The following is a 24847-nucleotide window of genomic DNA, read 5'->3' as shown; positions in this document are numbered from 1 at the left end:
CTCCGTTTATGCTGAGGGTTCACTGGTACTTTGACGTTGTAAAATACTGGAAAATTCTTCCATAAAATTACCGTAACCATTCTCTAGTTTTTCAACATGATGACTAAAGCGATTAAAAGCGATTACCGCTGGAATTGCAGCAAATAAGCCCATAGCCGTGGCAATTAATGCTTCGGCAATCCCCGGAGCAACCATAGCAAGGGTTGCTTGCTCAACAGCGCCAAGGGCAATAAACGAATTCATAATGCCCCAGACAGTACCAAATAAACCTATGTACGGACTAATAGAGCCAACAGTCGCCATAAATGGCAGGTGAGTTTCAAGGTGGTCAACTTCACGTGAAAGTGCAACCCGCATTGCTCGATGTGTTCCATCAACAATGGCTTGTGGTGAATCCATATTACTTTTTCGTAAACGGGCAAACTCTTTGAAGCCGGAAACAAATAAACTCTCAATACCGGTCGCAGGACCTTTAGAAGAAACTTCATTGTAGAGTTTACTCAAATCAGCTCCACTCCAAAACTTATCTTCAAAGATTTTCATTTGTGCTTGTGCGTCGTTAAGTGCTTTTCGACGTTGAAATATCATCGCCCAACAAGCAATAGAGAAACCTAGTAGAATTAACATTACACTTTTAACTAACAGACTGGCTTGAAGGAATAAATCAAATATAGAAATTTCAGCTGACACGTTTTAACGCTCCTAATATTTTTTCGGGAATAGCACAGGGTTTGGCAAGTGATAAGTTAACACAAGCAATTTGGACAACAACAGCACAAATAAGCTTATTTTGCTGATCACTAATTTGTTGAGTAAAAACCAGACTGGCGCGTTTCAATTCGCTAATCCATGAGGTAACAATAAGTAAATCATCTAATTTGGCTGAAGCCACATTATCCATTTCCACTCTTCTGACCACTAAAGCAATGTTTTGTTCTAAAAAAGATGATTGATTAGCGTTTAATTCTCTTAACCACTCAGTACGGGCACGTTCACAAAACTTTAAATAGTTTGCATGATAAACAATACCACCGGCATCTGTATCTTCATAATATATCCTGACTGGATAAACGTGTTTAATATCTGGCATGAGTTGAATGATGTAAAAGGCTCAGAGCATCGTTATTTGTATTTTTATCGTTAAAAATAAAATTCGCGGCACTCAATTATAATTTCTTCTATATTAATGATAATAACTTCTGACGACAAGCGTTTAGTGGTAATCGAATGTAACATTTTGAAAAATAGTTTCTAGCAGAAAATTAGCAGTTTGTACCGCGCTGGTTAAAGACACACCACAAAAGTTAACATTAGTTTTTCTAATGCGAAATATCTAATTTTTTTATCTTGTATAAATAGAACAGTTACTCTAAAATCCGCTTGTTGTTCGAGCTAGCGTAATAGTTATTCAAGTTTATCTTCACTGATATAACGGGGTAATTGATAGCCAGACAACTTGAATAGATTTTATCTCTTCTCTCTGACATGTTTATTGGAACCCTATTTCCTCTTATCAACTTAATTTATAAGTTGGCCCACATAATTGATGTGGGCTTTTTTTTACCTAAAATTTGATATCACGATGTGAATTGGTTATTAAACCGGCTTATCTAAACCAAAATGCTGGTAAGCGCGTTCAGTTGCTATACGTCCACGCGGCGTTCTTTGAAGGAAACCTTGTTGAATAAGATAAGGTTCAATAACATCTTCAATTGTTTCACGCTCTTCGCCAATGGCTGCGGCGACATTATCGAGGCCAACAGGACCTCCCATAAATTTATCAATAATTGCTTGTAATAATTTTCGGTCCATTAAATCAAAACCTTGGTCATCGACCTCTAACATATTTAGTGCTTTAGCTGCGGTTGCTTGACTTACGATCCCTTGCGTTTTTACATCGGCATAGTCACGAACTCGGCGTAATAATCGATTAGCTATTCTTGGTGTGCCACGAGAACGTTTGGCCACTTCAAATGCGCCCTCTTCATCGATAGGTAGCTTGAGAAAGTAGGCGGAACGTTTAACGATTTCAGTTAAATCTTTGGTGTTATAAAACTCAAGTCGTTGCACAATGCCAAAACGATCTCTTAGTGGCGACGTTAAGGCGCCGGCACGGGTCGTTGCACCAATCAAGGTAAATGCTGGTAAGTCTAGTTTTATTGAACGGGCCGCAGGACCTTCGCCAATCATGATATCTAGCTGGTAATCTTCCATGGCAGGATAAAGTATTTCTTCAACCACTGGACTTAGCCGATGAATTTCGTCAATAAAAAGTACATCGTTTTCTTCTAGATTAGTCAGTAAAGCCGCTAAATCTCCAGCTTTTTCTAAGACAGGACCAGAAGTTGTGCGAATATTTACCCCCATTTCATTGGCCACAATATTAGCAAGTGTGGTTTTACCTAAACCCGGGGGTCCAAATATCAATAGATGATCGAGTGGTTCATCACGCTTCTTTGCCGCCGCGATAAAAATTTCCATTTGAATTTTGACATGATCTTGCCCAGTATAATCGGCTAGTAATTTAGGACGAATAGCACGATCAATGGTTTCTTCTTCTGGCTGGGCAGTAGGTTCAATAAGACGATCAGCTTCTATCATTATTTTCTCTTGTGTCTTTGCTTATTTAGATACAGCTAAATAAAAATTGTCAGGCCTGCGTGAATATTAAAGCATTGACTTTAATGCGTCACGAATAAGATCTTCACTACTTGATTCTGCTTTAAATACGTTTCGTATCGACTTCTCAGCTTGTTGCTGACTGTAGCCTAAAGAAACTAAAGCGTTAATCGCATCACCTTTTGCATTGGTAACAAAAGTGTTTTCATGATGAAGTTCAATCGGTATTGTACCTGAGACGAGTGGTGCTGCTGTATGAGTGACTTGCCAATCTTTTAAACGGTCGCGCATTTCAATAAGTAAACGCTCGGCTGTTTTTTTACCAACACCTGGTATTTTTACAATACTGGTCAAATCGTCGTGGGCAACACAGCTAACAAACTGGTCGGCTGACATACTTGAAAGTATCGCAAGGCCTAATTTAGGGCCAACACCATTAACTTTAATAACCAGTCTAAATAATCTACGTTCAATTTTATTAGCAAAGCCATATAATAATTGTGCATCTTCACGAACCACAAAGTGCGTATAAATAATGGCTTGTTCGTTTAATTCAGGTAGTGCATAAATACTGGTCATTGGCATAGTAACTTCATAACCAATACCACCACACTCTATTAAGACTTCTGGTGCTAATTTTTCTAATAATGTTCCACGTAAACGACCAATCACAGCAAAAACCTTCTCGACATTAACTTTTGGCAACCATACCACTATATATTTATACAGTAAAGTGGCTTGCGTGGTTTATCGTAATCGTCCACGGACGATTTTACTGACCTGCCCGGCCATTTTTGCAAGTGTGTCATGGCTATGGGCATGACAAAGCGCAATAGCAAGTGCATCAGCAGCATCTGCTTGTGGCATAGCAGGCAACTTCAAAATCGATTTTACCATGTGTTGTACTTGGCTTTTATCGGCAGCGCCCGTGCCAACAACCGATTGTTTTATCTGTCTGGCTGAGTATTCTGCAACCGGTAAGCCTTTATTGGTTGCCGCAACAATAGCAGCTCCTCGCGCTTGTCCCAATTTTAAAGCGCCACCGGGATTAACCCCCATAAAAACTTGTTCTATAGCAAAAAGTTCGGGAGAAAATTGTAGGATCAACTCAGAAACACCGGCAAAAATAGTTTGTAGACGAAGACTAAAGTCGTCTTCTTCTTTGTTACCCGCATACGCTTTTATACAGCCACTGCCCAAATATGAAATTTTGCGACCTTCTTTTTTTATAACACCGTAACCGGTAATACGTGAGCCAGGATCAATACCTAGAATTATGGTCAAATTGAGTTCTCTTATTTAATAATATGTTAACGAAAGCAGAAATGGCTTAAAAGAGTATCGAGATTATGCGTTGAAGTCTGTTAAATGGCAATATCGTCGTTCATTTTGGCAATGAACGTTATGTAAATACCAAACAATTATCCAGATACTGAAATAAATTCAGCATGACGACAAGAGCCCTAGTACATCGACGACTCAGGCATTCATACCGTTGTAGCATTCGTCGTTCCTTGCCATCAACGTGCATGGATGCACTAATGCACGTTGATGGCATGAATGCCTAAGAACTGCCATGGCACCATGACATTGCCTACAGTGATGAAGGTACTTATGATTTGTCTGGAACTAAAATGACGTGCAGGAAGCACTAATGCAGCGAAGGCATTGATGCCTAAGAGCTGTCATGACCGTACATCCTGACCATTCGTCGTTCCTTGCCATCCATGGCACCACGACATTGCCTACAGGGATGAAGGTACTTATGATTTGTCTGGAACTAAAATGACGTGCAGGAAGCACTAATGCAGCGAAGGCATTGATGCCTAATAGCTGTCATGACCGTACATCCTGACATTCGTCGTTCCTTGCCATCCATGGCACCACGACATACCGTACATTCTGACATTCGTCGTTCCTTGCCATCCATGGCACCACGACATACCGTACATCCTGACATTCGTCGTTCCTTGCCATCCATGGCACCACGACATACCGTACATCCTGTACATAAAAAAAGCAGCTAATTAGCTGCTTTTTATCGAACGCTGATTATTTATAAACTATTCAGCTAAAGGCTCTGCTTTCTTTTCGGTTTTTGGTAAACAAGCGATACCCAATTCAACAAGCTGTGCTGGATTTGCTTTGCCCGGTGCATTGGTTAAGGGACAAGCCGCTGTGGTTGTTTTTGGAAAAGCCATAACATCACGAATTGATGATGCGCCAGTCATTAACATCACTAAACGGTCTAAACCAAACGCTAAACCTGCGTGTGGTGGAGCACCATACTGAAGTGCTTCAAGTAAAAAGCCAAATTTTTCTTGCGCTTCTTCGTCACTAATACCCAAAATTCTAAAAACTGCAGCTTGCATATCTTGGTTATGAATACGTACCGAGCCACCGCCTAATTCACAGCCATTCAACACCATATCGTAGGCATCAGAAAGCGCGCCAACAGGATTAGCTTCTAATGCTTGAGCCGTTAAATTAATAGGTGCGGTAAACGGATGATGAATCGCGTGCATGCCGCCATCAGCTTCTTCAAACATCGGGAAGTCAACAACCCACAATGGTTTCCAATCACCTTGTAATAATTCTAAGTCTTCACCTAATTTAAGACGCAAGGCACCAAGCGATTCAGTAACAACATTGTACTTGTCTGCGCCAAAGAAGATAATATCGCCTGTTTTAGCATTAGTACGTGTTAATAAAGCTTTTACCGCTTCTTCATTTAAGAACTTCAAAACCGGCGATTGTATGCCGTCAATGCCAGTACTTAAGGCTGCATCTACATCATTAACTTTTAACCAAGGCATGCCTTTAGCACCATAAATGCCAACATACTTAGTCAATTCGTCAAGACCTTTGCGTGAGAATTTTGCAGCACCACCTGGTACACAAATTACCGATACACGGCCTTTTTCGTCATTGGCTGGACCAGAGAAGACTTTAAATTCTACATCTTTAACAATATCAGCAACGTCCACTAATTCTAATGGGTTACGTAAATCAGGTTTATCTGAACCAAAACGTGTCATTGCCTCTAAATAAGTCATACGAGGAAATGTGCCTAAGTCAACATTCATTAAATCTTTAAATAATTTAACGATCATTGTTTCAGCAACATTCATCACTTGCTCGCTGCTCATAAATGACGTTTCAATATCTATTTGTGTAAATTCAGGCTGACGGTCAGCACGTAAATCTTCATCACGAAAACATTTAACAATTTGATAATAACGTTCCATACCCGACATCATTAACAATTGTTTAAATAACTGAGGAGACTGCGGTAAAGCAAAGAACTGACCTTTGTGCGTGCGACTTGGTACTAAGTAGTCACGCGCACCTTCAGGTGTCGCTGCGGTTAAAATAGGCGTTTCAATATCTAAGAAGCCTTGACCTTCTAAGGACGTTCGCACTGCTGATGTTACTTTTGCACGAAAACGCATACGTTCTGTCATTTCACTACGGCGTAAGTCTAAATAGCGATATTTCAAACGTTGTTCTTCTGAATTATTTTGATTTGAATCCAGTGGTAATGGTGCAGATTTATTTAAAATAGTAAGTTCTAAACCTAAAATTTCAATTGCGCCAGTTTTCATGTCTTTATTAATTTGACCTTCAGGGCGAGCACGTACTTTGCCTTTAATTTGAACACAAAACTCGTTACGTAAGGTATTAGCTTTAGCAATAACTTCAGGTAAATCGGGATCGTAAACGACTTGTACCATACCTTCACGATCACGTAGATCTAAAAAGATCACCGCACCTAAGTCTCGACGACGGTTAACCCAGCCGCATAAAGTAATTTCTTTGCCGATGTGAGATTCGTTCACATCACCACAATAAAGATCGCGCATGTATGTTGTCCTGATAATACTAACTAGCTCATGCAAGTATTAGCATGGCAATCGTTAGGATGGAAAATTGCCGACATTATAAAGGAATATGACGACAAAAAAAGCATTAAGGGGAATAGTGGCCGTAAAATGCTTAAAAAAATATTTTACGGATGACAAAATAGCTTGGTTTAATTTATTTAGGCGCGTATGTCTCAGAGCTAAAGACATAATGATTTTTTCCATTCGCCTTAACCCTATACATTAATGTATCGGCGATTTTAAGCAGATCATTGTCAGTCACTCCATCGTCGGGATACATAGCAATACCGATACTACAACCGATATTAACCCGTTCAACCGACAGTTCAAAAGGCTGTTGCATCAGCTTTAATACTTTATCAGCAATGTAAGCGGCTTCACTCTTTTTATGCAAACCTGTTAGTAATAAAACGAACTCATCACCACCAAAACGGACAACCGTATCTGACTGTCGAACACAGCTTTTCAGTTTATTAGCCACTTTGACGAGTAGCTCATCGCCTACATCATGGCCATGGGTGTCATTGATGGTTTTAAAACCATCAAGATCGATAAATAACACCGCTATTTGCAGTTGTTGGCGTTGATGAAAGCTAATGGCGGTATTAATTCTGTCTTTTAGCAATACCCGGTTAGCTAACCCAGTTAATTCATCATGAGTTGCCATATGCTTCATTTTTTCTTCAAGCAATTTACGCGTTTTTATTTCACCGTATAGACGCCTATTCCACATTATTATCGCAATTATAACAATGAGAATAAGTACACCAATTTGAGCAGCAACTCGCATTACAACGTCTTTATTAAACCCTGTTTCGATGTTTACCCCAAACCAACGATCATAAATTTTCTGTTTTTCGTTTTCAGAAATAGTCAATAAGGTTTTATTTATGATTTGTTGTAATTCAAGCCAATCAGGCCTAATGGCAAAGTGACTGCTGTCTCTTTGCAATTCTTCTAACACTGACATGTCTAAAACACTGAGGCTTTCTCGTTTCATTAATTCTGAAGCAGACGCTATATTAGAAATAAAACCATCAACCTTGCCTTGCTGAACGGCTAGTAAACCGGCATTGTGATTATCAACAAGTTTTAACGATATGAGGGGGTGTGCTTTTCTAATAGTAGACGATAAATAATAGCCTTTGATAACCGCTAATTCTTTACCATGAAAACTGTTAAGTGTTAGTTGAGAGCCTAACTGACGTTGATGTAGAATAACCCAAGGCATACTCCAATAAGACTGAGTAAATATTACCTGCTTCTTGCGCTCTTGTGTCACAGAAACACTGGCAAGCATATCAATTTTTTGTTCGATCAATCCTTGATATAAGTCACTCCAACTATCAAAAAATGTAAATTCAAACGCTAAACCAGAACGATCCGATATCAGCTTAAGTACATCTGGATTGATACCAGTGACTTGACCTTTTGCATTAACAAATTCCATTGGCATCCAATTTTTAACAAGGCCAACACTGATTTTCTGATGTTGCTCTAACCAGGATTGTTCGGAATTGGATAAACTCACTTTTTCAGCCGAGCGAACAAAGTAGCCATTGTGTTTATCGATAAGCCAATTTCTCTCAAGTCTAATAAGTTGTTCAATAGGGATATTGGCAAAACCTTCTTTAATCAGCTCAACCAATTTATCATTACCCTTTTTTACTAAAGAATAAACAGGGGTTGGAAAAGTAACATTTTTTAATTGATAAAATGAAGATTGTAAATTACTTTGTATTAAACGAGCATTCAGGTACTCCTGCGCGCTGACCATAGCATCAATATTTCCTAATTCAGCCTGATGAAGCAATTCATTAGTTGTCTGATAAACCTGAACTTTTAAATTAGGGTACATATTAATGAGGGTGTTCTCATAAGTAGTTCCCGCTAAAATACCTATTTTTTTACCTTGTAGGTCTTTTAATGAATAAACATTATCAATTCGGGTAGAAACAAAGACACCCGCATCAACACCATAAATTTGTGAGGCGATTTGTAATTGATTATCAAAATTTTCAGCAGAATAACCAATGTGTATATCAACATCTCCGTCTTGTAACATCGCTAATTCTTGTGATGGTGACTGAGCAATAAATTCAATTTCAATGCCACTTTCTTTCGCCCATAGGCGCCATAAATCAATAAATAATCCTTGAGGCTGGCCTGTTGGAGAAACGGCCATATAAGGTGGCGCTTGCGTTAAAAAGCTTAATAATAATGTTTTGCTATTTTTCTCTCGTCCTAACCATTTTTTTTCTATCAGCGATTTTTCTGCCGCCGTAACTTTATCAAAACCTTCAACAATAAAGTCTTTCAACAGCTTATTATTTAATGACGTTGCCGCTACATACTCACCTTGATAAAAACTAATTCTTTTGTAAGGTGGGTACTGTTTATTTAATTCAAAATATTCGCTAAAAAGTTTAGAGGGTTTTTCGACCCCCGTATAAACCATTATTTCGTTATCTAATGCCGCTTGATATAACGCATATCGGTTTGCGTATAAACGCAGTTTAAGGTGTGGGTAGTTCTCTAAAATAATTGCGGCATGACTTGAGCCGATAACTGAACCAATAATATAAGGTGATAACTGGCTAATTTCAGTTAAATTGGTGAAATCTCTATGGGTATAAAAATAAAAATCATGATAGAAAAAAGACGGTGTAAGTGAGAATTCTTTACTGCGCTCTACTGTTTTTGTCATCCCACCATGAATATCAATTTCTCCTGATTTAACCCGTGATAATGTTGATAACCAATCCGTGGTAATGAACTTAATTTCAACACCTTGTCGCTCTGCCCATAACGTCCAAAGATCGGGCATTAAGCCATCGGCTTGTCCTTTATCATTAAGAAACATATAAGGATAAGTGGTTTTATTTATCGCTATCGTGAGTGGTTGTGCTGAGATTTCAAAACGTTCATTATTTGCTTGCACTTTTATAGCAAAACACATCACCACTAACAGCAAACAACGAATAAAATAATTAAGTTGCAACAGCAATTCCTCAATGGTTAAAGTGGATGAAATAACAACGATTATAGACCTTATTAGCAATAAATTGCATGAAAAATCTTAGCTTTAGCCACTAAAAGTACGCAAAACTAGCCTATGACAATAAATTTGGGTTAAAATAACTTTAGAATTGATATTTTAATGCCAAGACAAGTTCAACCTAATGAAACCATCAGAACCCGATTTAATTTTTTCAAAAAAGCAAAGTCAAATCAAAGATTTTACCTTTGACGCACATGTTGTCGAAGTTTTCCCAGATATGATTTCCCGCTCTGTGCCTGGTTACAACACCATTATTGATACGATTGGTCGTTTAAGTCAGCGTTTTGTCACTGACGATAGTCATGTTTATGATTTAGGATGCTCACTCGGCGCCGCCACAATAGCCATGCGTAAAGCGATCACAGCTAAAAACTGTAAGATAATCGGTGTTGATAACTCTTCCGCGATGGTTGAGCGCTGTAAAATGCACGTTAGTGCATTCAAAGGTGATACTCCGGTAGAAATTATTGAAGGTAATATTTTAGATGTCGTGATTGAAAACGCTTCGATGGTAGTACTTAATTTTACCTTACAGTTTATTGAGCCTGAAGTCCGCTCAACTTTAATAGCTAAAATAGCCAAGGGGTTAAAGCCTGGTGGCTTATTATTATTATCAGAAAAAATATCCGCTGATGATAAGGTTTGTAATGAACTGCTTGTCGATTTGCATCTCGACTTTAAACGCGCCAACGGTTACAGCGAACTAGAAATAGCCCAAAAACGTACCGCTATTGAAAAGGTTATGCGCATTGATAGCTTGCCTGAACATATCGCACGCTTAGAAAATGCTGGTTTCAACCATCAAACGCCTTGGTTCCAATGTTTTAACTTTTTTTCACTCATCGCCATTAAGTAGCTTTATTTATGTCATTCAATAAGTTTTATCAAGAAATCGCTCAAAACCGCCTAAGCCATTGGTTAAACACTCTTCCTGCGCAACTTAGCCAGTGGAAAAAAGAACAACTGCATGGCGAGTTTGCCCAATGGCAGAAAACCCTAACCGCTTTGCCAAAGACCACACCATCTGTCGTTAATATCAGTGACGGTGTTACGGTCGGTAAAAAAGAAGATATTACTGAAGGTGAATATAAGCGTTTAGAAAATTTACTGAAAAAATTTAAACCTTGGCGCAAAGGCCCCTACCATATTCATGGTTTACATATAGACACTGAATGGCGCTCCGACTTTAAATGGGACCGCTTAAAAGAACATATTAGTCCACTCAAAAATAAATACGTTTTAGATATTGGTTGTGGTAGTGGCTATCATTTATGGCGTATGCGCGGTGATGGAGCTAAATTTGTCGTTGGTATCGATCCAACACAGTTATTTTTCACACAGTTTAATGCTATTCAGCATTTTGTTAATGACCCTAAAGTAAACCTCCTGCCCTTAGGCGTAGAACAATTACCTGAGCTCAATGCATTTGATACTGTATTTGCCATGGGTGTTTTATACCATCGCCGCTCTCCGATTGATTTTCTTTACCAATTAAAAGCACAATTAGTCAAAGGTGGCGAATTAGTGCTAGAAACCTTAGTGGTTGATGGTGACGAACATACCGTTTTAGTGCCTGGCGAGCGTTATGCTAAAATGCGTAATATCTGGTTTTTACCCAGTTGTGAGGCGATGTGTGCATGGCTGTCACGGTGTGGATTTAAAAATATACGGGTGGTTAATACCGATATCACCGCACTTGATGAGCAACGAAAAACTGACTGGATAGATACTGAGTCACTGGCTGATTTCCTTGACCCTGACGATAATAGTAAAACAATAGAAGGTTACCCGGCGCCAAAACGCGCTATTTTTATTGCTAATACTTAGTTTGTTACAATAAGTAATGTGTTGCTTAGCTGGCGAGTAGATTTAGCTAGTGACTGATACCATTTAAATATATGATTATGATAGGTAAAAAATTTAAATAAAACCAAGATAACAGGGTGTCTATGAACGAACTTTGGTCGCAGCGAAAACTAGCCAGTGTTGCAAAACGTCAAAATGATCATCGCAGTCCTTTTCAACGTGATCGCGCGCGCATACTTCACTCTGCGGCTTTTCGTCGCTTACAATCTAAAACCCAAGTGATGGGTAGTGGACAAAGTGATTTCTATCGAACACGTCTAACCCATTCATTAGAAGCAGCGCAAATTGGCTCAGGAATCAGTGCCCAATTAAGAAATAAGCATGCTCAATTATCTGCTGAGCTTTTTCCTGATGATGAGAACTTAATTGAATCGATTTGTTTGGCCCACGATATTGGTCACCCGCCGTTTGGACACGGTGGTGAGGTTGCGCTTAATTATATGATGCGCGACCATGGCGGCTTTGAAGGCAATGGGCAAACATTTCGTATCGTTTCACACTTAGAGCCTTTTAGTGAATTTTACGGAATGAATTTATCACGTCGAACATTATTAGGCTTAATAAAATATCCACAACTATTAACCGAGTTAACACAATTACCTTTACCTATTGCCCCCGACACTTTTAGACAGTTAAAAGCGGCTGATTGGCATCCAGCAAAAGGCTTATATAGTGATGACGCTGAAATGTTTGCCTGGGTTTTATCGCCATTATCACCCGCTGACCGCACTCTTTTTCAGTCAATAAAGAACACCAAAAACAAACATAATAAAACAATATTTAAATCACTCGATTGTTCAATTATGGAGCTCGCTGACGATATAGCTTACGGTATTCATGACCTAGAAGACGCAATAGTTACCGGTGTAGTTAGCCAACAGGATTTTGAACAAGAAGTTATCACTAAACTTAAAGCAATCGATGAAGCTTGGTTACAAGATTATTGTCAACGTTTAACCGCAAAGCTTTTTAATGAACAGCACTACATTCAAAAAGAAGCGATTGGCGGCTTAGTCAATTATTTAATTACCGAAATATATTTAGATGATTTAAATGAAAACTCGACAATAAACTTTACTGAACCCTTATTACGCTATAACGCTAAGCTCCCGGTTAATGCCGCAAAAGCACTGCAAATTTTCAAAGACTTTGTCTTCTCATTTGTTATTAAACAAACCAGTATTCAACAACTCGAGTATCGCGGGCAACAAATAGTGATGGAGTTATTTGAAGCACTGGCCAGTGATCCAACACGTTTATTACCTAAACATACCAAGCAGCGTTGGCTTTATGCAAAAGCGCATAACTTGAACGAGTATCGAGTGATCTCGGATTATGTCTCAGGGATGACTGATGACTATGCTACCCATCTTTATCAGCGACTATTCTTACCCAGCGGTGCATTCCCGTTAAGTGAGCGCTAACACTGAACACGCAATAAAGCTCAGTTATTACTCAGCTTTATTGTTTACTCCGCGAGATTATCTTAAAAGCAGTCACACTGAAAAAATTGTACCTTACCGATTAAGCTCAATTCACCCCTTTTGATAGAGTGAACAGACAGCTCCAGCGGGATCTTTAACCATCACATAGCTATCTTTACCTACCTGCTTTATCTCTGTGAGCAGTTCGCCGCCAAGCTCGGTAACATTTGCCACAGCATTGTTAATATCTTCAACTAAAAAATAAGGTAACCAAGTCGCGGGCATTCCAGCATTCCCCCCTGTAGCATGGCAAATACCACTGATCGCTTCGCCACTATCAGGACTCTTCATCACATAATCGTTATGCTCACCCATGGCCACGTCTTCAACTTGCCAGCCAATAACGCGCTGGTAAAAATCTTTTATTTCACTGGCATTGTCTACCGTTAAATCTAGCCAAGCCATTTCACCTATTTTATTACTCATCTTATTCCTTTACTGATTCAATAATTTTTGGGTTTCTTGGATAGTACTTTTCAGGCAAAGTGCTGATATGTTCAAAATATCGGGTATCTTTATAGGGTAACTTCATAAAGCCTGAGATCCCTTGCCCTTTAATTGTCGGTAATAGCGTAATAATTTCAGCTAAGCACTCAGTCAGCTCTTGCTTTTTTTCATGGTTAAGTAACATTAAATAACTATGAATTTTTAAGTGGGTGGGTAACACTTCGAAAATAATACAGCCGGTATGATGAATTAGATTTAAGCGCGCTAATACGGCCATGATTTCATCGGGCAGGTATAAGTACTCATCAGGGTCTTTACCGTCCTCAAAGTACGAGTGTAAACGCGTGATATCGTCAACCTCAGCAACATCACTGACCTCAAAAGAAAATTCTTGTCCCAACTCAGCAATAAAGTCGTGCTCGCTACTTTGTCGTTCGACATGCAACGTATTTCTAGCATTGAATAAACAGCTCTTAAACATGCCAACGCGGTGAATACCTTGAGCAAGGTGCACCATATTATTAACAGCACTTTGAAAAGAAGCGTTCAAATTTGGGTCAAACAAAGTTAAATTAGAATCAATATAAATACCGTCGGTCTGCCAACGTATCGCTAAACCGCCGACTACAGGAAAATTACCTAGCCGACCAACAGCAGCAATAAATGCTTTTTCGCTATCGCCCATGCCCATAAGAAAGTTTTTATAATATTTTTCTAATTGCGCATCATCAATTTCGTTTAATTCATCACTCTCGGTAGACTCTCTTAAGAATGATTTTCTCGAACCATAAACTACCGTATCAAAAATTTTGTTTGTTTTTGATTTTAACCAGACAGGGATAAGTGATTTAGCATCGAAAGTCGTATGCTGTTTGGCCATCACCATGCGTTTTAAATAAGGTAACTGTTTAAAAAAGTAATCACCGGCGCTATTACGAGTTTTTAGATCGTCGCTGAGCATAGCATCAATAATTTTCGCCAGTAATTTGGGTAAACCCAATGAAAGTGGCGAAATAACCTGATGACCATATCGACATGATTGACCCGACGCAATCGCATAAATGGTTGCCGCTAAACCCTGTTCATCGAAACGAGGCGAAGACATTGCGCCACTTATTTGGTCTTGACCAATAAAGTAAACATCACCTAAACGCGCATTGGTATTTTGCAAATCGCTACTCATTAAATCCATGACGCTATTCGCAGTATTTTGCCCAGTCGCATCTAGCTGCGCAACAACAGCAGAGCCCCAGTCAACTAAGTAAACTTTGCCGGTTTTTTCATTAAAAACAACATTAGAGGGTTTAATATCGCCATGAACATAGGGTTTACCTTTGCTGTGTTTTTTAGGATTGCGTAAATAAAGCAAAATTTCAGCGAGCTGAATAGCGATATTAACAACAAGCTCAGGTGCTAACGGACCATGTTGCTGAGAATACTTTTCTAAATCAACCCCAGGTGCACGTTCCATATGCACAATAGATTGGCGCTTAATTTTGTAATATTTAACAACTTTAGGGATTCGTCGATGTGATAACTCAGCTTGAATTTCAGCTTCTTCTGCCAGTCTGTCTTGTACATGTTGCGGTAAGTTCATCCGTGAAAATTTAAAAACAAAGGCATTACCTAAATCATCATCACCATTAAAAACAAATCCATAGGCGCCCTTTCCTAATAAGGCGATATTTTTATAGCCCAGTAAACTTAATTGTTGCTGACATAATTCAACCCAAACTTTTAATTTAGTAGCGTCTTTAGTGTTTAATAAGTAAACCGATTGCTCTTCGGCAATATAAAAATGTTGCAGTTTATTTTCGTGCACTTGATTTCCTAACAATGCTTGCTCTACTAAAAAGTATATCGCTAAAGTGACTTGATGTTAACTCAAAGCTCCCGCTTAAATTTAAGCGCTTGAAAGATAATTCTATTGAGGTAATATCTTTTAAAACAATAATAAAGCATAAATAAAAGGATTTATATGAATTCACTTAAAGCGCTGGTACTTTTAACCATTGGCGCAATACTCGGCTATGGACTTTCATCGTGGACCGCACAAAGCCATCAAGAGGATTTGACTTATCCTGCGGTAAGATTAATAGAGACGCCAACAATATTGAAGGCACCTCAGCAACAAGAGACTAGAGATCAACAAGAACAAACGCTTGTCGTTGCACAAGCCCAAGCTCAAGTAACTAATAACCAGACAGTAACTCTCGCTGTCGATGACGAAGCATTGACTCAACAATACTTAGACTTAAGAGCTGAGCATCAACAATTAAAAGACAAGTATAAAAAATCTAAACGTAAAGTCTCATCCTTAAAATATCAATTAAGTGAATTTGATGGCAGTGTAGCAACCGACGAAGAAATGGAAAAACTCGCTCCTGAACCGTTCAATTTATTCCTGAGTGCCTTTAGAGGTAAAACGAGAAATGACATCTATGATTTTCATCGAAAAGAAGACGATTTAGATTGGGGTTATAACATGCAAAACAATATTTCAGATTTTGTACAAACCCATTATGATGGCATGAACATTGATTTAATATCAGTTATTTGTAAACAGCCCTATTGCGAAATTCTAGTGACTGAAAAACAAGAAGATGCTTGGAATAATATTATTAAAGGTTTGTTAACGCAACCCTGGTGGAAGTTTTCATCAACGAACTCCTCATCGAATAATGTTTCTATATATATGTTCCTAACCCAATAAAATAGTCTTGATAAAGGATGCTCTCATAAACAAAAAAACCTGCATTAGCAGGTTTTTTTAATAGCAAAAAGCGTCAAACTAAGACATATGCATCAACATATTGCTTGGCTCTTCTAAGAATGATTTCCACAAGTTACAAAAACGGGCAATTGAACCGCCATCAATAACACGATGATCACCAGACCAACTTACTTGCATAATATAACGAGCTTCAACTTCACCTTTATCATTAAAGCGCGGTAATTTTTGTAATTTACCTAACGCAACAATCGCTGATTCAGGTTTATTAATTATCGGGGTAGCAACAGTGCCACCAATCGCGCCAATGTTTGAAATGGTAATAGTACCACCCTTCAAATCTTCTGCCCCAACACGACCTGCACGGGCAGAGTCAGTTAAACGCATGATATCTTTGGCAACATCGACAATAGATTTATTCTGTACTTGCTTAACATTAGGGACGAGTAAGCCGACCTTAGAGTCAACTGCCATACCAATATTATGATCGTCAAAATAAGTAATTTCAGTACAATCATCATTAACCTGCGTATTAACAATCGGGAATTCTTTTAATGCTAAAGAAATCGATTTCATGAAAAACGGCATCATAGTTAATTTAATATCTTGTTTCGCATAAGCGTCTTTCATACCACTGCGCAACGCCATTAGATTCGTCATGTCTATTTCTTCACAATAAGTAAAGTGAGGAATAGTTGATACTGAACGTACCATAGCTTTTGCCATAGCCGCTTTAATACCACGAATAGGCTCAACACGTTTACCGCCACTTTGTGCAACAGCAGCAACTTGCGCTACATTTTCAGTGCTTACAACTGGCACTTTAGTGAAAGAAACAACGTCTTCTTTATAAACACGACCTTTCTTACCACTGCCCGGTATTTCATGAATATTAACATTTAATTCGCGAGCTACACGGCGCACCGCAGGGCTAGCAACAGCTTTACTGTTAATAACCTTTGTCTCAACAGGTGCAGTACTTGTTGCTACAGTAACTTTTTCAACGGCAGAAACAGTTGGTGTTTCAACGGCTTTTGCTGCGACAGCTGCAGTTTGATTGCCATTAACCGCCAGCTTTTCTATTTCAAACAAAGGTGCATGTACTTTAGCAATTTCACCTTTAGCATAATAAAGCTTAGTCACAGTACCGTTATGCATCGCTGGAATTTGTACTAGCGCTTTGTCTGTCATTACATCAGCAATGGGTTGATCTTCAACAATCACATCACCTTCTTTAACTAACCATTCAACGAGTTCACATTCAACAATACCTTCACCGATATCAGGTAAAATAAAGTCTTCACGTTCTAATGCTGGTTCACCATTAGCCGCAACTGAATGTTCGACAGCTGGCGTACTTGGCGTAGCAACCACTGGGGCGGCTTGCACAGCAGAAGGGGCCTGCTCTTGATCTGTGGTCATTGAAAAAAGTGGTTGGTGTACTTTGGCAATATCGCCCTGAGCGTAATAAAGCTTAGTAACTGTACCATTATGCATTGCCGGAATTTGTACCAGCGCTTTATCTGTCATCACATCAGCAATAGGCTGATCTTCAACGATAACGTCGCCTTCTTTAACTAGCCATTCAACTAGTTCACATTCAACGATACCTTCACCAATATCGGGTAGAATAAAATCAATACTCATGACAAAAACCTTAGTAATTTATGCTGTGTTTAATGGCTTCGTACACTTTTAAGTGGTCGGCAACATATTCTTTTTCTAGCGATAATGGGTAAGGTGTATCCATACCACAGATGCGCGCAATAGGTGACTCAAGGTGTAAGAAACACTCTTTTTGAATCGTTGCCGCAATTTCACTAGCAAAACCCGCCGTTAATGGCGCTTCTTGGCTAACAACTAAGCGTCCTGTTTTAGTAACAGAATTAACAACAGTTTCAATGTCCCATGGTAAAATAGTACGTAAATCAATGATTTCACATGAAATACCATCAGCTGCAGCCATTTCAGCCGCCTTCTCTATTATTTCCATTTGTGCGCCCCACGCTAATAACGTGATGTCACTGCCTGGCGTAACAATTTCAGCTTTGCCAAGGGGTAATTGATAGTCTTCTAAAGGCACTTCGCCCACAGAGGCACGATACAATCGCTTAGGTTCAAAAAAGATAACCGGGTTTTTATCGCGAATAGACGCTAACAATAAACCTTTTGCTTGGTAAGGATTACGAGGTACAACCACTTTTAAGCCTGGTGTATGAGCAAAATAAGCTTCTGGTGATTGGCTATGATATAAGCCACCCGCGATACCGCCACCGTATGGTGTACGTATCGTTAAATTACCCACATCAAATTCATTACCGCTGCGGTAGCGAAACTTTGCTGATTCATTAACAATTTGATCGAAAGCCGGAAAAATATAATCAGCAAATTGAATTTCAGCGATAGGCACACTGCCTTGAGCTGCTAAGCCATTAGCAAAACCAATAACACCTTGTTCAACTAAAGGCGTGTTAAAACAACGCAACTTACCAAACTTTTCTTGTAAACCACTGGTTGCGCGAAAAACACCACCAAAATGGCCAACATCTTCACCAAAACACACGGCGCGTTCATTTTCTGTCATTGCAATGTCAAGTGCGTTATTAATTGCATGTAATAAATTCATTTGTGCCATTATTTAATTCTCCCCGCGGTGAATGGGTAGGCTTCTGGATACTTTTTAATATGTACTTTCAGCTCGGCAAGTTGAGCTTTTAATAGCGTTGGTGGTTCGTCATAAACATCGGTGATTAAATCTTCAACCGGTGGTTTATCAATTTTTTCAGCAACTTTTACCGCCGCTAAGACTTCTTCACGTAACTTATCGAATAACGTTGTTTCTTGTGCTTCATCCCACCACTTATTCGCTAACATCCAGTTTTTCATACGAAGAATTGGATCATGAGCTTGCCATTTAGCTTCTTCTTCACGCGTACGATATCCAGAAGGATCATCAGAGGTAGAGTGTGCGCCTAAGCGATAAGACATCGCTTCAATAAGTACTGGCTTATTTTCTGCTAAAGCATAAGTCCGAGCATCTTGTGTCGCTTTTAAAACGGCGAGTATATCGTTGCCGTCGATTCGAATCGTTTTAATACCGTAACCGACACCACGAGAAGCAATACCATTACCTGCATACTGCTCGTCTGCGGGTGTTGAAATTGCGTAGCCGTTATTACGACAGAAAAAGATAACCGGAGCACGATGTACTGCTGCCATATTTAAACCGGCATGGAAGTCACCTTCTGATGCAGCCCCCTCACCGAAATAACAAATAGTTACCGCGTCAAGCCCTTGTAACTTCTGGCCATATGCATAACCGGTCGCTTGTGGTATTTGAGTAGCCAGTGGTGATGAAATCGTCATGTAGTTTAATTCACGGCTGCCGTAATGAATCGGCATTTGACGACCTTTGCCTAAATCCTTTTCATTACTGAACATTTGATTCATGAAGTTTTCAAGTGAGAAGCCACGATACATTAATGCACCTTGTTCTCGATATTGCGCCATGATCATATCTTGAGGTTTTAAACCGGCAGCACCACCAACACTTGCAGCTTCTTCGCCCAGTGCGGTCATGTAAAAGCTTAGACGCCCCTGACGTTGCGATGCGACCATTCTCTCATCGAGTACACGGTGAAATGCTAAAGTTTTATAAATTTTTGTTGCTGATTCTTGATCAATTTCAGGAAGCTCAGCACCTTCATATACGGTGCCGTCTTGTTGTAATACTTTGAGGATGGGAATTTCAACTGAATGACCATCAATAAAAGCGGGTTGATGTACCACCGGACTTTCTTTATATACGTCAGTGTTCATAGCCTTCTCTTCTCTTCTTGTCTTAGGGAATATGTTCATTGCAGATTTGCTATACCCATTATTCTTAGCGTAAGTGTACTTAGTTTTAGTACTTATTGGGTTTTGCGCAATGAGCTGTTGTAAATAATCGAACGTACTTTACCTTTACGTAAACTGAAACACAAGTTGTGTGAGCTAAGTAAAATTTTGGACATACGGTAATATCATCAATATGCCCATAAAAGTTTACATCACTACAGCCGTTATTCGATAGATGTGGGGATAACGGTTAATAATGCGCGCTGCCCGATAGCAACATTAGCATTAGGGAATATAATAGCTTCGCCATCTTTATCTGTTTTAATCTCATTACCATCATCGACAGCGAGTACCGTGCCTTTTGGAAAGTCAGTAAAGTTTTCAACGTTATCCGAAAAATTTAAAGCAAAGTTTTCACCCTGACGATTAATGGTTTGGTAGATTTCATAAATACTAAAATCATTTTCATCATAGTCTTTTAGTAACAAGTCTTGCCCTGAAATCAAACGGGTTAATGTTTCTTTGACTTGCTCGAATTTAGTCATGTCATTTTCACCAAAAGGCATCACTTTGCCTAATTCCACAGTGAAGGCGTCGGCATTAAACTCGTTTGATGAAAAATAGCTAAAGGTTGTGGTGGGTGAATGCGAAAGTAAAATAGTACTCACGCCACAGGCATACATAAATTGCAGTTGTGATTTTTTCCAAGCCTTACCATGTCTAAAAGGATAGACAGCAAACTTGTCGTTTTTTGAAGCTCGAATGGCGGTATGTAAATCGTAATGGCAACGTTCTCTTTCAGTACCACTTAATAACGATTGGCCTTGTTCAAAGAAATCTCGCACGGTATTTTCAAGTAATAAAGCACGGTGGCGCTCTTTATTAATTAACCCTGCGCCTTGGCCCTGATCAGCAGAATGGCCACCGGAGAATAAGCGATTCATATTTTCTTCAATAAAACGCTCAGAAATATTAATTGAAGCCGGGTTACCAATAATAAACAATACACGTTCGGTACAGGCAAGCTCCCCTAAAATAAGCTTTTTAATGAGCTCAGCACAAATTTCAATTGGCGCGGTTTCATTACCGTGCACGGCACTTGAGAGCACAATATCTTTATTCGAGGTTTGAAGTTCAACAGGTTCAAAAGTAATCAAACCGGTATCAAGTACCGTGACGTTTGTTTGGCTGTTACTTGCTTGATGTTGAACTTGAAAGGAAAAACGTCCTGCGAGTGACCACTCATTAGCACGAGTTAAGGCGAGAAAGTCACCTGTTGATTGTAACGCTTGCTGTTGTTCTTGTACGACTACTTGTAATTTATTCAAACCACATTCACTAAGGCAATAAAAATTGTTTATATTGTACAAAGAAATGGAGATTATTGCTTGGTTTGATGAGAATAAAAGTTAAAGTGACAATAATGAACAACATTGATAAGTCAGCGACGTTTGCCAATACTGGCATATAATATCGGCTAATGACCTTGATCATTAGCCGATATTATATACTATTTCAATTTATAGCAGCGTAAGAAGTTCTGATACCTTTATCTCACTATCGACTTATAAACCGGCTTTGGTAAATGCAGCACTGACCAGTACTTGTGCTTCGGTAATAATAAGTGCTAAGTGTTTTTGATCAATAAAACTCTCAGCATAAATTTTATAGATATCTTCAGTACCTGAAGGACGAGCAGCAAACCAACCATTGTCTGTCGTGACTTTGACACCACCAATAGCGGCATTATTACCAGGGGCGTGTGATAAAACTTGGTTAATTTTTTCACCAGCGAGCGTCGTACTGGTAATGTCATCCGCACTTAATGACGTTAGCACTTGTTTTTGTTCAAAACTGGCAACAGCTTCAACACGCCCATAACAAGGCTCACCTAATTTTTCAGCAAGCTCTTGATACAGTTGATAGGGGTCTTTACCGGTAACAGCAAGAATTTCTGCTGCCAGTAACGCCATAATAAAACCATCTTTATCTGTCGTCCAGCAGCTGCCATCACGAGATAAAAAAGCAGCACCCGCACTTTCTTCACCACCAAACGCGTATGATGCATCACTGAGACCGTCGACAAACCATTTAAAACCCACCGGCACTTCTGATAAAGGACGGTCAATATACTTAGCAACACGGTCTATAAGTGAGCTAGACACTAAGGTTTTACCTATTTTACTGGTTTTAGGCCAGTCACGATGAGTCATCAAATAATAGATAGCAACGGCTAAGTAATGATTAGGATTCATTAAACCACCGGTTCGAGTAACAATACCATGGCGATCAAAATCAGGGTCATTACCTACAGCAATATCAAACTTGTCTTTTAAAGCTATGAGTCCAGCCATGGCATAAGGAGATGAGCAATCCATCCGAATTTTGCCATCTTTATCAAGGGGCATAAAAGCAAAACTGGCATCAACAACCGGATTGACCACTTCAAGGTTTAACTGATAGGTCTTTGCGATAACTGGCCAGTAATGAATCCCTGAACCACCAAGTGGATCAACACCAATTTTAACACCTGCTTGCGCAATAGCTTTCATGTCAACAACTTGCTCAAGTTCGTTAACATAAAAAGTAATAAAGTCTTGTTTTGACAATAATGGCGACGAACAAGCTTGCTGGTAGCTAACGTCTTTAACATTAATCAGCTTTTCGGCAATTAAGTCATTAGCTCGTTGTTCAATTTTTTTAGTCACACCACCTTCAGCAGGCCCTCCATGAGGTGGATTATATTTAATACCACCATCTGTTGGTGGATTGTGAGAAGGAGTAATAATTAAACCATCAGCTTGATTATCTTTATTTATTGGTAATTTATTATGAGCAATAATGAGTCGAGAAATAACCGGAGTTGGTGTAAAACCATCATCATCTTGAATAACCACTGGGATATTATTGGCAATTAACACCGACAGCGCATTAGCAAAAGCAGGTTCTGAAAGCGCGTGGGTATCTTTACCTAAAAACAATGGCCCTTTCAATCCCTGTTCAATGCGATGTTCGGCAACTGCTTGACAAATAGCCAAAATATGTTGTTCATTAAAGCTGGTTTTACTGGCATTGCCGCGATGGCCTGAGGTACCAAAAGTTACCCGTTGTGCAGTAATCGCAACATCTGGCCTTAATAAAAAATAATCACTGACTAATTTACCAATATTAATACGGTCTTGTGGTCTAACTGGTTTTCCTGCATGCGCATGAATAGTCATGATATTCCCTATATTTTTTATTTAAATGTTATCGTCAACAATTTTGATATTGCTTATAAAAGATCTCGAATATTTTCGGCATCTTCGTTAGTGTAACCTAACATTAGCGATGCTTTCGTTAGCATCATTTTTTTACGGGTGGTATTTGAGTTTGTCATCACCCAAAATGGGCTATCGGGGATTTGTAATGGCTTAGTGCTGCTGCCACTGGCAGAAAGTTCATCTTTACTTTTAGCAAAATAGAGACGGTCTCGCCCACGGATTTCAGAAACAACAGCGAAACTTTCACTGTGCACACGATATAAAGCAGCAAGAATAAGTAAAAATCGACCAACCGCGCCGCGCTGCATGGCTAATTCTTCTTTATTAATATAATTAAGTACATTATCAATGCTAGGCGGTTCGACCTTTATTTCTTCTGCTATGACAGCTACTGCAATCTCGATATTTTCTTCAACTTGAAGAGGTAAACTTTCAATAGCCTCTTCATCTTCGATACGAACATTTTCTACAAGAAAATCAACCGTATTTTCAGTCAACGTTAAACTAAGCAAGCGACGTAAGATTGACGAAGCACTTTCGCCAATAAATTGGGTATTCGACACTATGTGTTGGTAAAGTTCTTCATCTATTTCAATGTTTTTCATTAATTACCCTAGAATTTTATTATTCGCGCAGGATTATACTTAGCTTAAGGAAAACTTTCCAGCGCCAATATCTCGATAAAGGCTCAAAAAAAATTGCATGGTGCAATAAAAGCTAAGACAATAAAGATTAAAGCAAGCATATACATTCGATGAGCTATCAATGACTAAGAATTTACACTATCAACAACAAGGCTCTGGCGCCGATATAATTTTAATACATGGTTTATTCGGTAGTTTAGAAAACCTCAACATGGTGGCAAAAGGTTTAAAAGATAATTACCGAGTGACCAATATAGATGTAAGAAACCATGGTTTATCTTTTCACAAAAACGCAATGAGCTACCAAGAATTAGCCCAAGACGTTATCGAACTAATGGCAAGGATTAATATTGAACGTGCCCATATCCTTGGACACTCGATGGGCGGTAAAATTGCTATGCAGCTTGCGCTAGACCATAGTGAAAAAATTGATAAACTTATTATAGCCGATATTGCACCGGTTGCTTATCCACCACACCACACTCAAATTATTGAAGGCTTACAAAACATTAAGCTTGATGATATTAGTAATAGAAAAGATGCTGACAATCAATTATCTCCATACGTTGATGATATAGGTGTTAGACAGTTTTTATTACGTAATTTAGTCGCCAAAGATGGTAAGTTCAATTTCAAATGCAATCTTGACAATATTCAGCAATGTTACCCACAAATAATGGCAGCAAATCAAGGTAAGCAAGCTTTTAAAGGTGAAACTCTATTTATCAAGGGCGGTAACTCTAATTATATAACCACAGAGCACCGTGATATTATCCAAGCACTATTTCCAAATAGTCGAGCCAAAATAATTCAAGGAACTGGCCATTGGTTGCATGCAGAAAAAACCACAGTATTTAACAAAATTGTTAATGAATATTTAAACCTTTAACATGCACTTATAAACCGCTTTAAAATCAATGAATCGAATAACCTTTTTAGGTTTGCAACAATCAATTGATTGAAAGAATAGCGTTAAATTGCCTTGTCATTTGTGGTAAAAATTATGTGTTT

Annotated in this window: 21 protein-coding genes; 5 read left to right on the top strand and 16 right to left on the bottom strand. The window is 38.9% G+C overall.

Translation table 11 applies throughout. The annotated features are described in order from the left end of the window. Window positions 1-6: 6 nt before the first annotated feature. The 8 genes from tolQ to ESZ26_RS06535 all read right to left on the bottom strand — a co-directional run bounded on the left by tolQ (window position 7) and on the right by ESZ26_RS06535 (window position 9504). Window positions 7-690 carry a protein TolQ gene (tolQ, locus tag ESZ26_RS06570; protein WP_070376296.1) on the bottom strand — a complete coding sequence of 228 codons (684 nt, stop codon included), beginning with the start codon at window positions 688-690 and terminating at the stop codon, window positions 7-9. After that, window positions 680-1090 carry a tol-pal system-associated acyl-CoA thioesterase gene (gene ybgC, locus ESZ26_RS06565; protein WP_190278392.1) on the bottom strand — a complete coding sequence of 137 codons (411 nt, stop codon included), beginning with the start codon at window positions 1088-1090 and terminating at the stop codon, window positions 680-682. Before ybgC ends, tolQ begins: the two co-directional genes overlap by 11 nt. Window positions 1091-1596: 506 nt before the next feature. After that, window positions 1597-2601, bottom strand: coding sequence for a Holliday junction branch migration DNA helicase RuvB (gene ruvB, locus ESZ26_RS06560; RefSeq protein WP_146798954.1), 1005 nt, complete (start codon window positions 2599-2601; stop codon window positions 1597-1599). A 66-nt stretch (window positions 2602-2667) separates the two neighbouring features. Then, on the bottom strand, window positions 2668-3291 hold the full coding sequence (gene ruvA, locus ESZ26_RS06555; RefSeq protein ID WP_146799017.1) for a Holliday junction branch migration protein RuvA: 624 nt from the start codon (window positions 3289-3291) through the stop codon (window positions 2668-2670). A 75-nt stretch (window positions 3292-3366) separates the two neighbouring features. Further along, window positions 3367-3903 (bottom strand): crossover junction endodeoxyribonuclease RuvC, encoded by a 537-nt coding sequence (ruvC, locus tag ESZ26_RS06550; protein WP_146798953.1) that lies wholly within the window; start codon window positions 3901-3903, stop codon window positions 3367-3369. Between the two features lie 496 nt (window positions 3904-4399). Then, a complete protein-coding gene (locus tag ESZ26_RS06545) occupies window positions 4400-4579 on the bottom strand; it encodes a hypothetical protein (RefSeq protein ID WP_146798952.1) in 180 nt (59 codons plus the stop codon). Between the two features lie 103 nt (window positions 4580-4682). Continuing rightward, the gene (aspS, locus tag ESZ26_RS06540; protein WP_146798951.1) at window positions 4683-6482 is read right to left on the bottom strand and encodes an aspartate--tRNA ligase; all 1800 of its coding nucleotides are present in this window, start codon (window positions 6480-6482) and stop codon (window positions 4683-4685) included. A 175-nt stretch (window positions 6483-6657) separates the two neighbouring features. Beyond that, complete coding sequence (locus ESZ26_RS06535; RefSeq protein ID WP_146798950.1) at window positions 6658-9504, bottom strand: transporter substrate-binding domain-containing protein; 2847 nt, start codon at window positions 9502-9504, stop codon at window positions 6658-6660. Between the two features lie 181 nt (window positions 9505-9685). Between ESZ26_RS06535 and cmoA the strand changes: the two genes are divergently transcribed. The 3 genes from cmoA to ESZ26_RS06520 all read left to right on the top strand — a co-directional run bounded on the left by cmoA (window position 9686) and on the right by ESZ26_RS06520 (window position 12854). Further along, window positions 9686-10420 (top strand): carboxy-S-adenosyl-L-methionine synthase CmoA, encoded by a 735-nt coding sequence (cmoA, locus tag ESZ26_RS06530; RefSeq protein WP_146798949.1) that lies wholly within the window; start codon window positions 9686-9688, stop codon window positions 10418-10420. Between the two features lie 8 nt (window positions 10421-10428). Beyond that, complete coding sequence (cmoB, locus tag ESZ26_RS06525; protein ID WP_146798948.1) at window positions 10429-11391, top strand: tRNA 5-methoxyuridine(34)/uridine 5-oxyacetic acid(34) synthase CmoB; 963 nt, start codon at window positions 10429-10431, stop codon at window positions 11389-11391. 122 nt (window positions 11392-11513) lie between these two features. Next, window positions 11514-12854: an anti-phage deoxyguanosine triphosphatase gene (locus tag ESZ26_RS06520; RefSeq protein ID WP_146798947.1), complete on the top strand. Its 1341-nt coding sequence runs from the start codon at window positions 11514-11516 to the stop codon at window positions 12852-12854. A 111-nt stretch (window positions 12855-12965) separates the two neighbouring features. On the opposite strand, the gene ESZ26_RS06515 is transcribed toward ESZ26_RS06520, so the two are convergent. Both ESZ26_RS06515 and ESZ26_RS06510 read right to left on the bottom strand, forming a co-directional pair. Then, window positions 12966-13340 carry a VOC family protein gene (locus ESZ26_RS06515; RefSeq protein ID WP_146798946.1) on the bottom strand — a complete coding sequence of 125 codons (375 nt, stop codon included), beginning with the start codon at window positions 13338-13340 and terminating at the stop codon, window positions 12966-12968. A 1-nt stretch (window position 13341) separates the two neighbouring features. Then, window positions 13342-15183, bottom strand: a complete 1842-nt coding sequence (locus tag ESZ26_RS06510; RefSeq protein ID WP_146798945.1) for a protein kinase domain-containing protein — start codon at window positions 15181-15183, stop codon at window positions 13342-13344. Between the two features lie 156 nt (window positions 15184-15339). Between ESZ26_RS06510 and ESZ26_RS06505 the strand changes: the two genes are divergently transcribed. Continuing rightward, entirely contained in the window at window positions 15340-16074 is a 735-nt protein-coding gene (locus ESZ26_RS06505; protein ID WP_146798944.1) for a hypothetical protein, read from the top strand. Between the two features lie 78 nt (window positions 16075-16152). Here ESZ26_RS06505 and ESZ26_RS06500 read toward each other — a convergent pair whose 3' ends face one another. From ESZ26_RS06500 to seqA, 6 genes are all read right to left on the bottom strand, one after another. After that, window positions 16153-17739, bottom strand: a complete 1587-nt coding sequence (locus ESZ26_RS06500) for a dihydrolipoyllysine-residue acetyltransferase (RefSeq protein ID WP_146798943.1) — start codon at window positions 17737-17739, stop codon at window positions 16153-16155. Window positions 17740-17749: 10 nt separating this feature from the next. After that, a complete protein-coding gene (locus ESZ26_RS06495) occupies window positions 17750-18727 on the bottom strand; it encodes an alpha-ketoacid dehydrogenase subunit beta (protein WP_146798942.1) in 978 nt (325 codons plus the stop codon). Next, a complete protein-coding gene (locus ESZ26_RS06490) occupies window positions 18727-19911 on the bottom strand; it encodes a thiamine pyrophosphate-dependent dehydrogenase E1 component subunit alpha (protein ID WP_146798941.1) in 1185 nt (394 codons plus the stop codon). Before ESZ26_RS06490 ends, ESZ26_RS06495 begins: the two co-directional genes overlap by 1 nt. Window positions 19912-20153: 242 nt before the next feature. After that, on the bottom strand, window positions 20154-21257 hold the full coding sequence (gene astE, locus ESZ26_RS06485; protein WP_146798940.1) for a succinylglutamate desuccinylase: 1104 nt from the start codon (window positions 21255-21257) through the stop codon (window positions 20154-20156). A gap of 237 nt (window positions 21258-21494) precedes the next feature. Continuing rightward, a complete protein-coding gene (pgm, locus tag ESZ26_RS06480) occupies window positions 21495-23150 on the bottom strand; it encodes a phosphoglucomutase (alpha-D-glucose-1,6-bisphosphate-dependent) (RefSeq protein WP_146798939.1) in 1656 nt (551 codons plus the stop codon). Between the two features lie 53 nt (window positions 23151-23203). Next, window positions 23204-23797, bottom strand: a complete 594-nt coding sequence (gene seqA, locus ESZ26_RS06475; RefSeq protein ID WP_146798938.1) for a replication initiation negative regulator SeqA — start codon at window positions 23795-23797, stop codon at window positions 23204-23206. Window positions 23798-23957: 160 nt separating this feature from the next. Between seqA and ESZ26_RS06470 the strand changes: the two genes are divergently transcribed. Beyond that, window positions 23958-24725, top strand: a complete 768-nt coding sequence (locus ESZ26_RS06470) for an alpha/beta fold hydrolase (RefSeq protein ID WP_146798937.1) — start codon at window positions 23958-23960, stop codon at window positions 24723-24725. The last annotated feature ends 122 nt before the right edge of the window (window positions 24726-24847 follow it).

Source organism: Colwellia hornerae, assembly GCF_007954355.1.
Taxonomy (GTDB): domain Bacteria; phylum Pseudomonadota; class Gammaproteobacteria; order Enterobacterales; family Alteromonadaceae; genus Colwellia_A; species Colwellia_A hornerae.
This window is presented reverse-complemented; position numbering and strand designations above follow the sequence as displayed.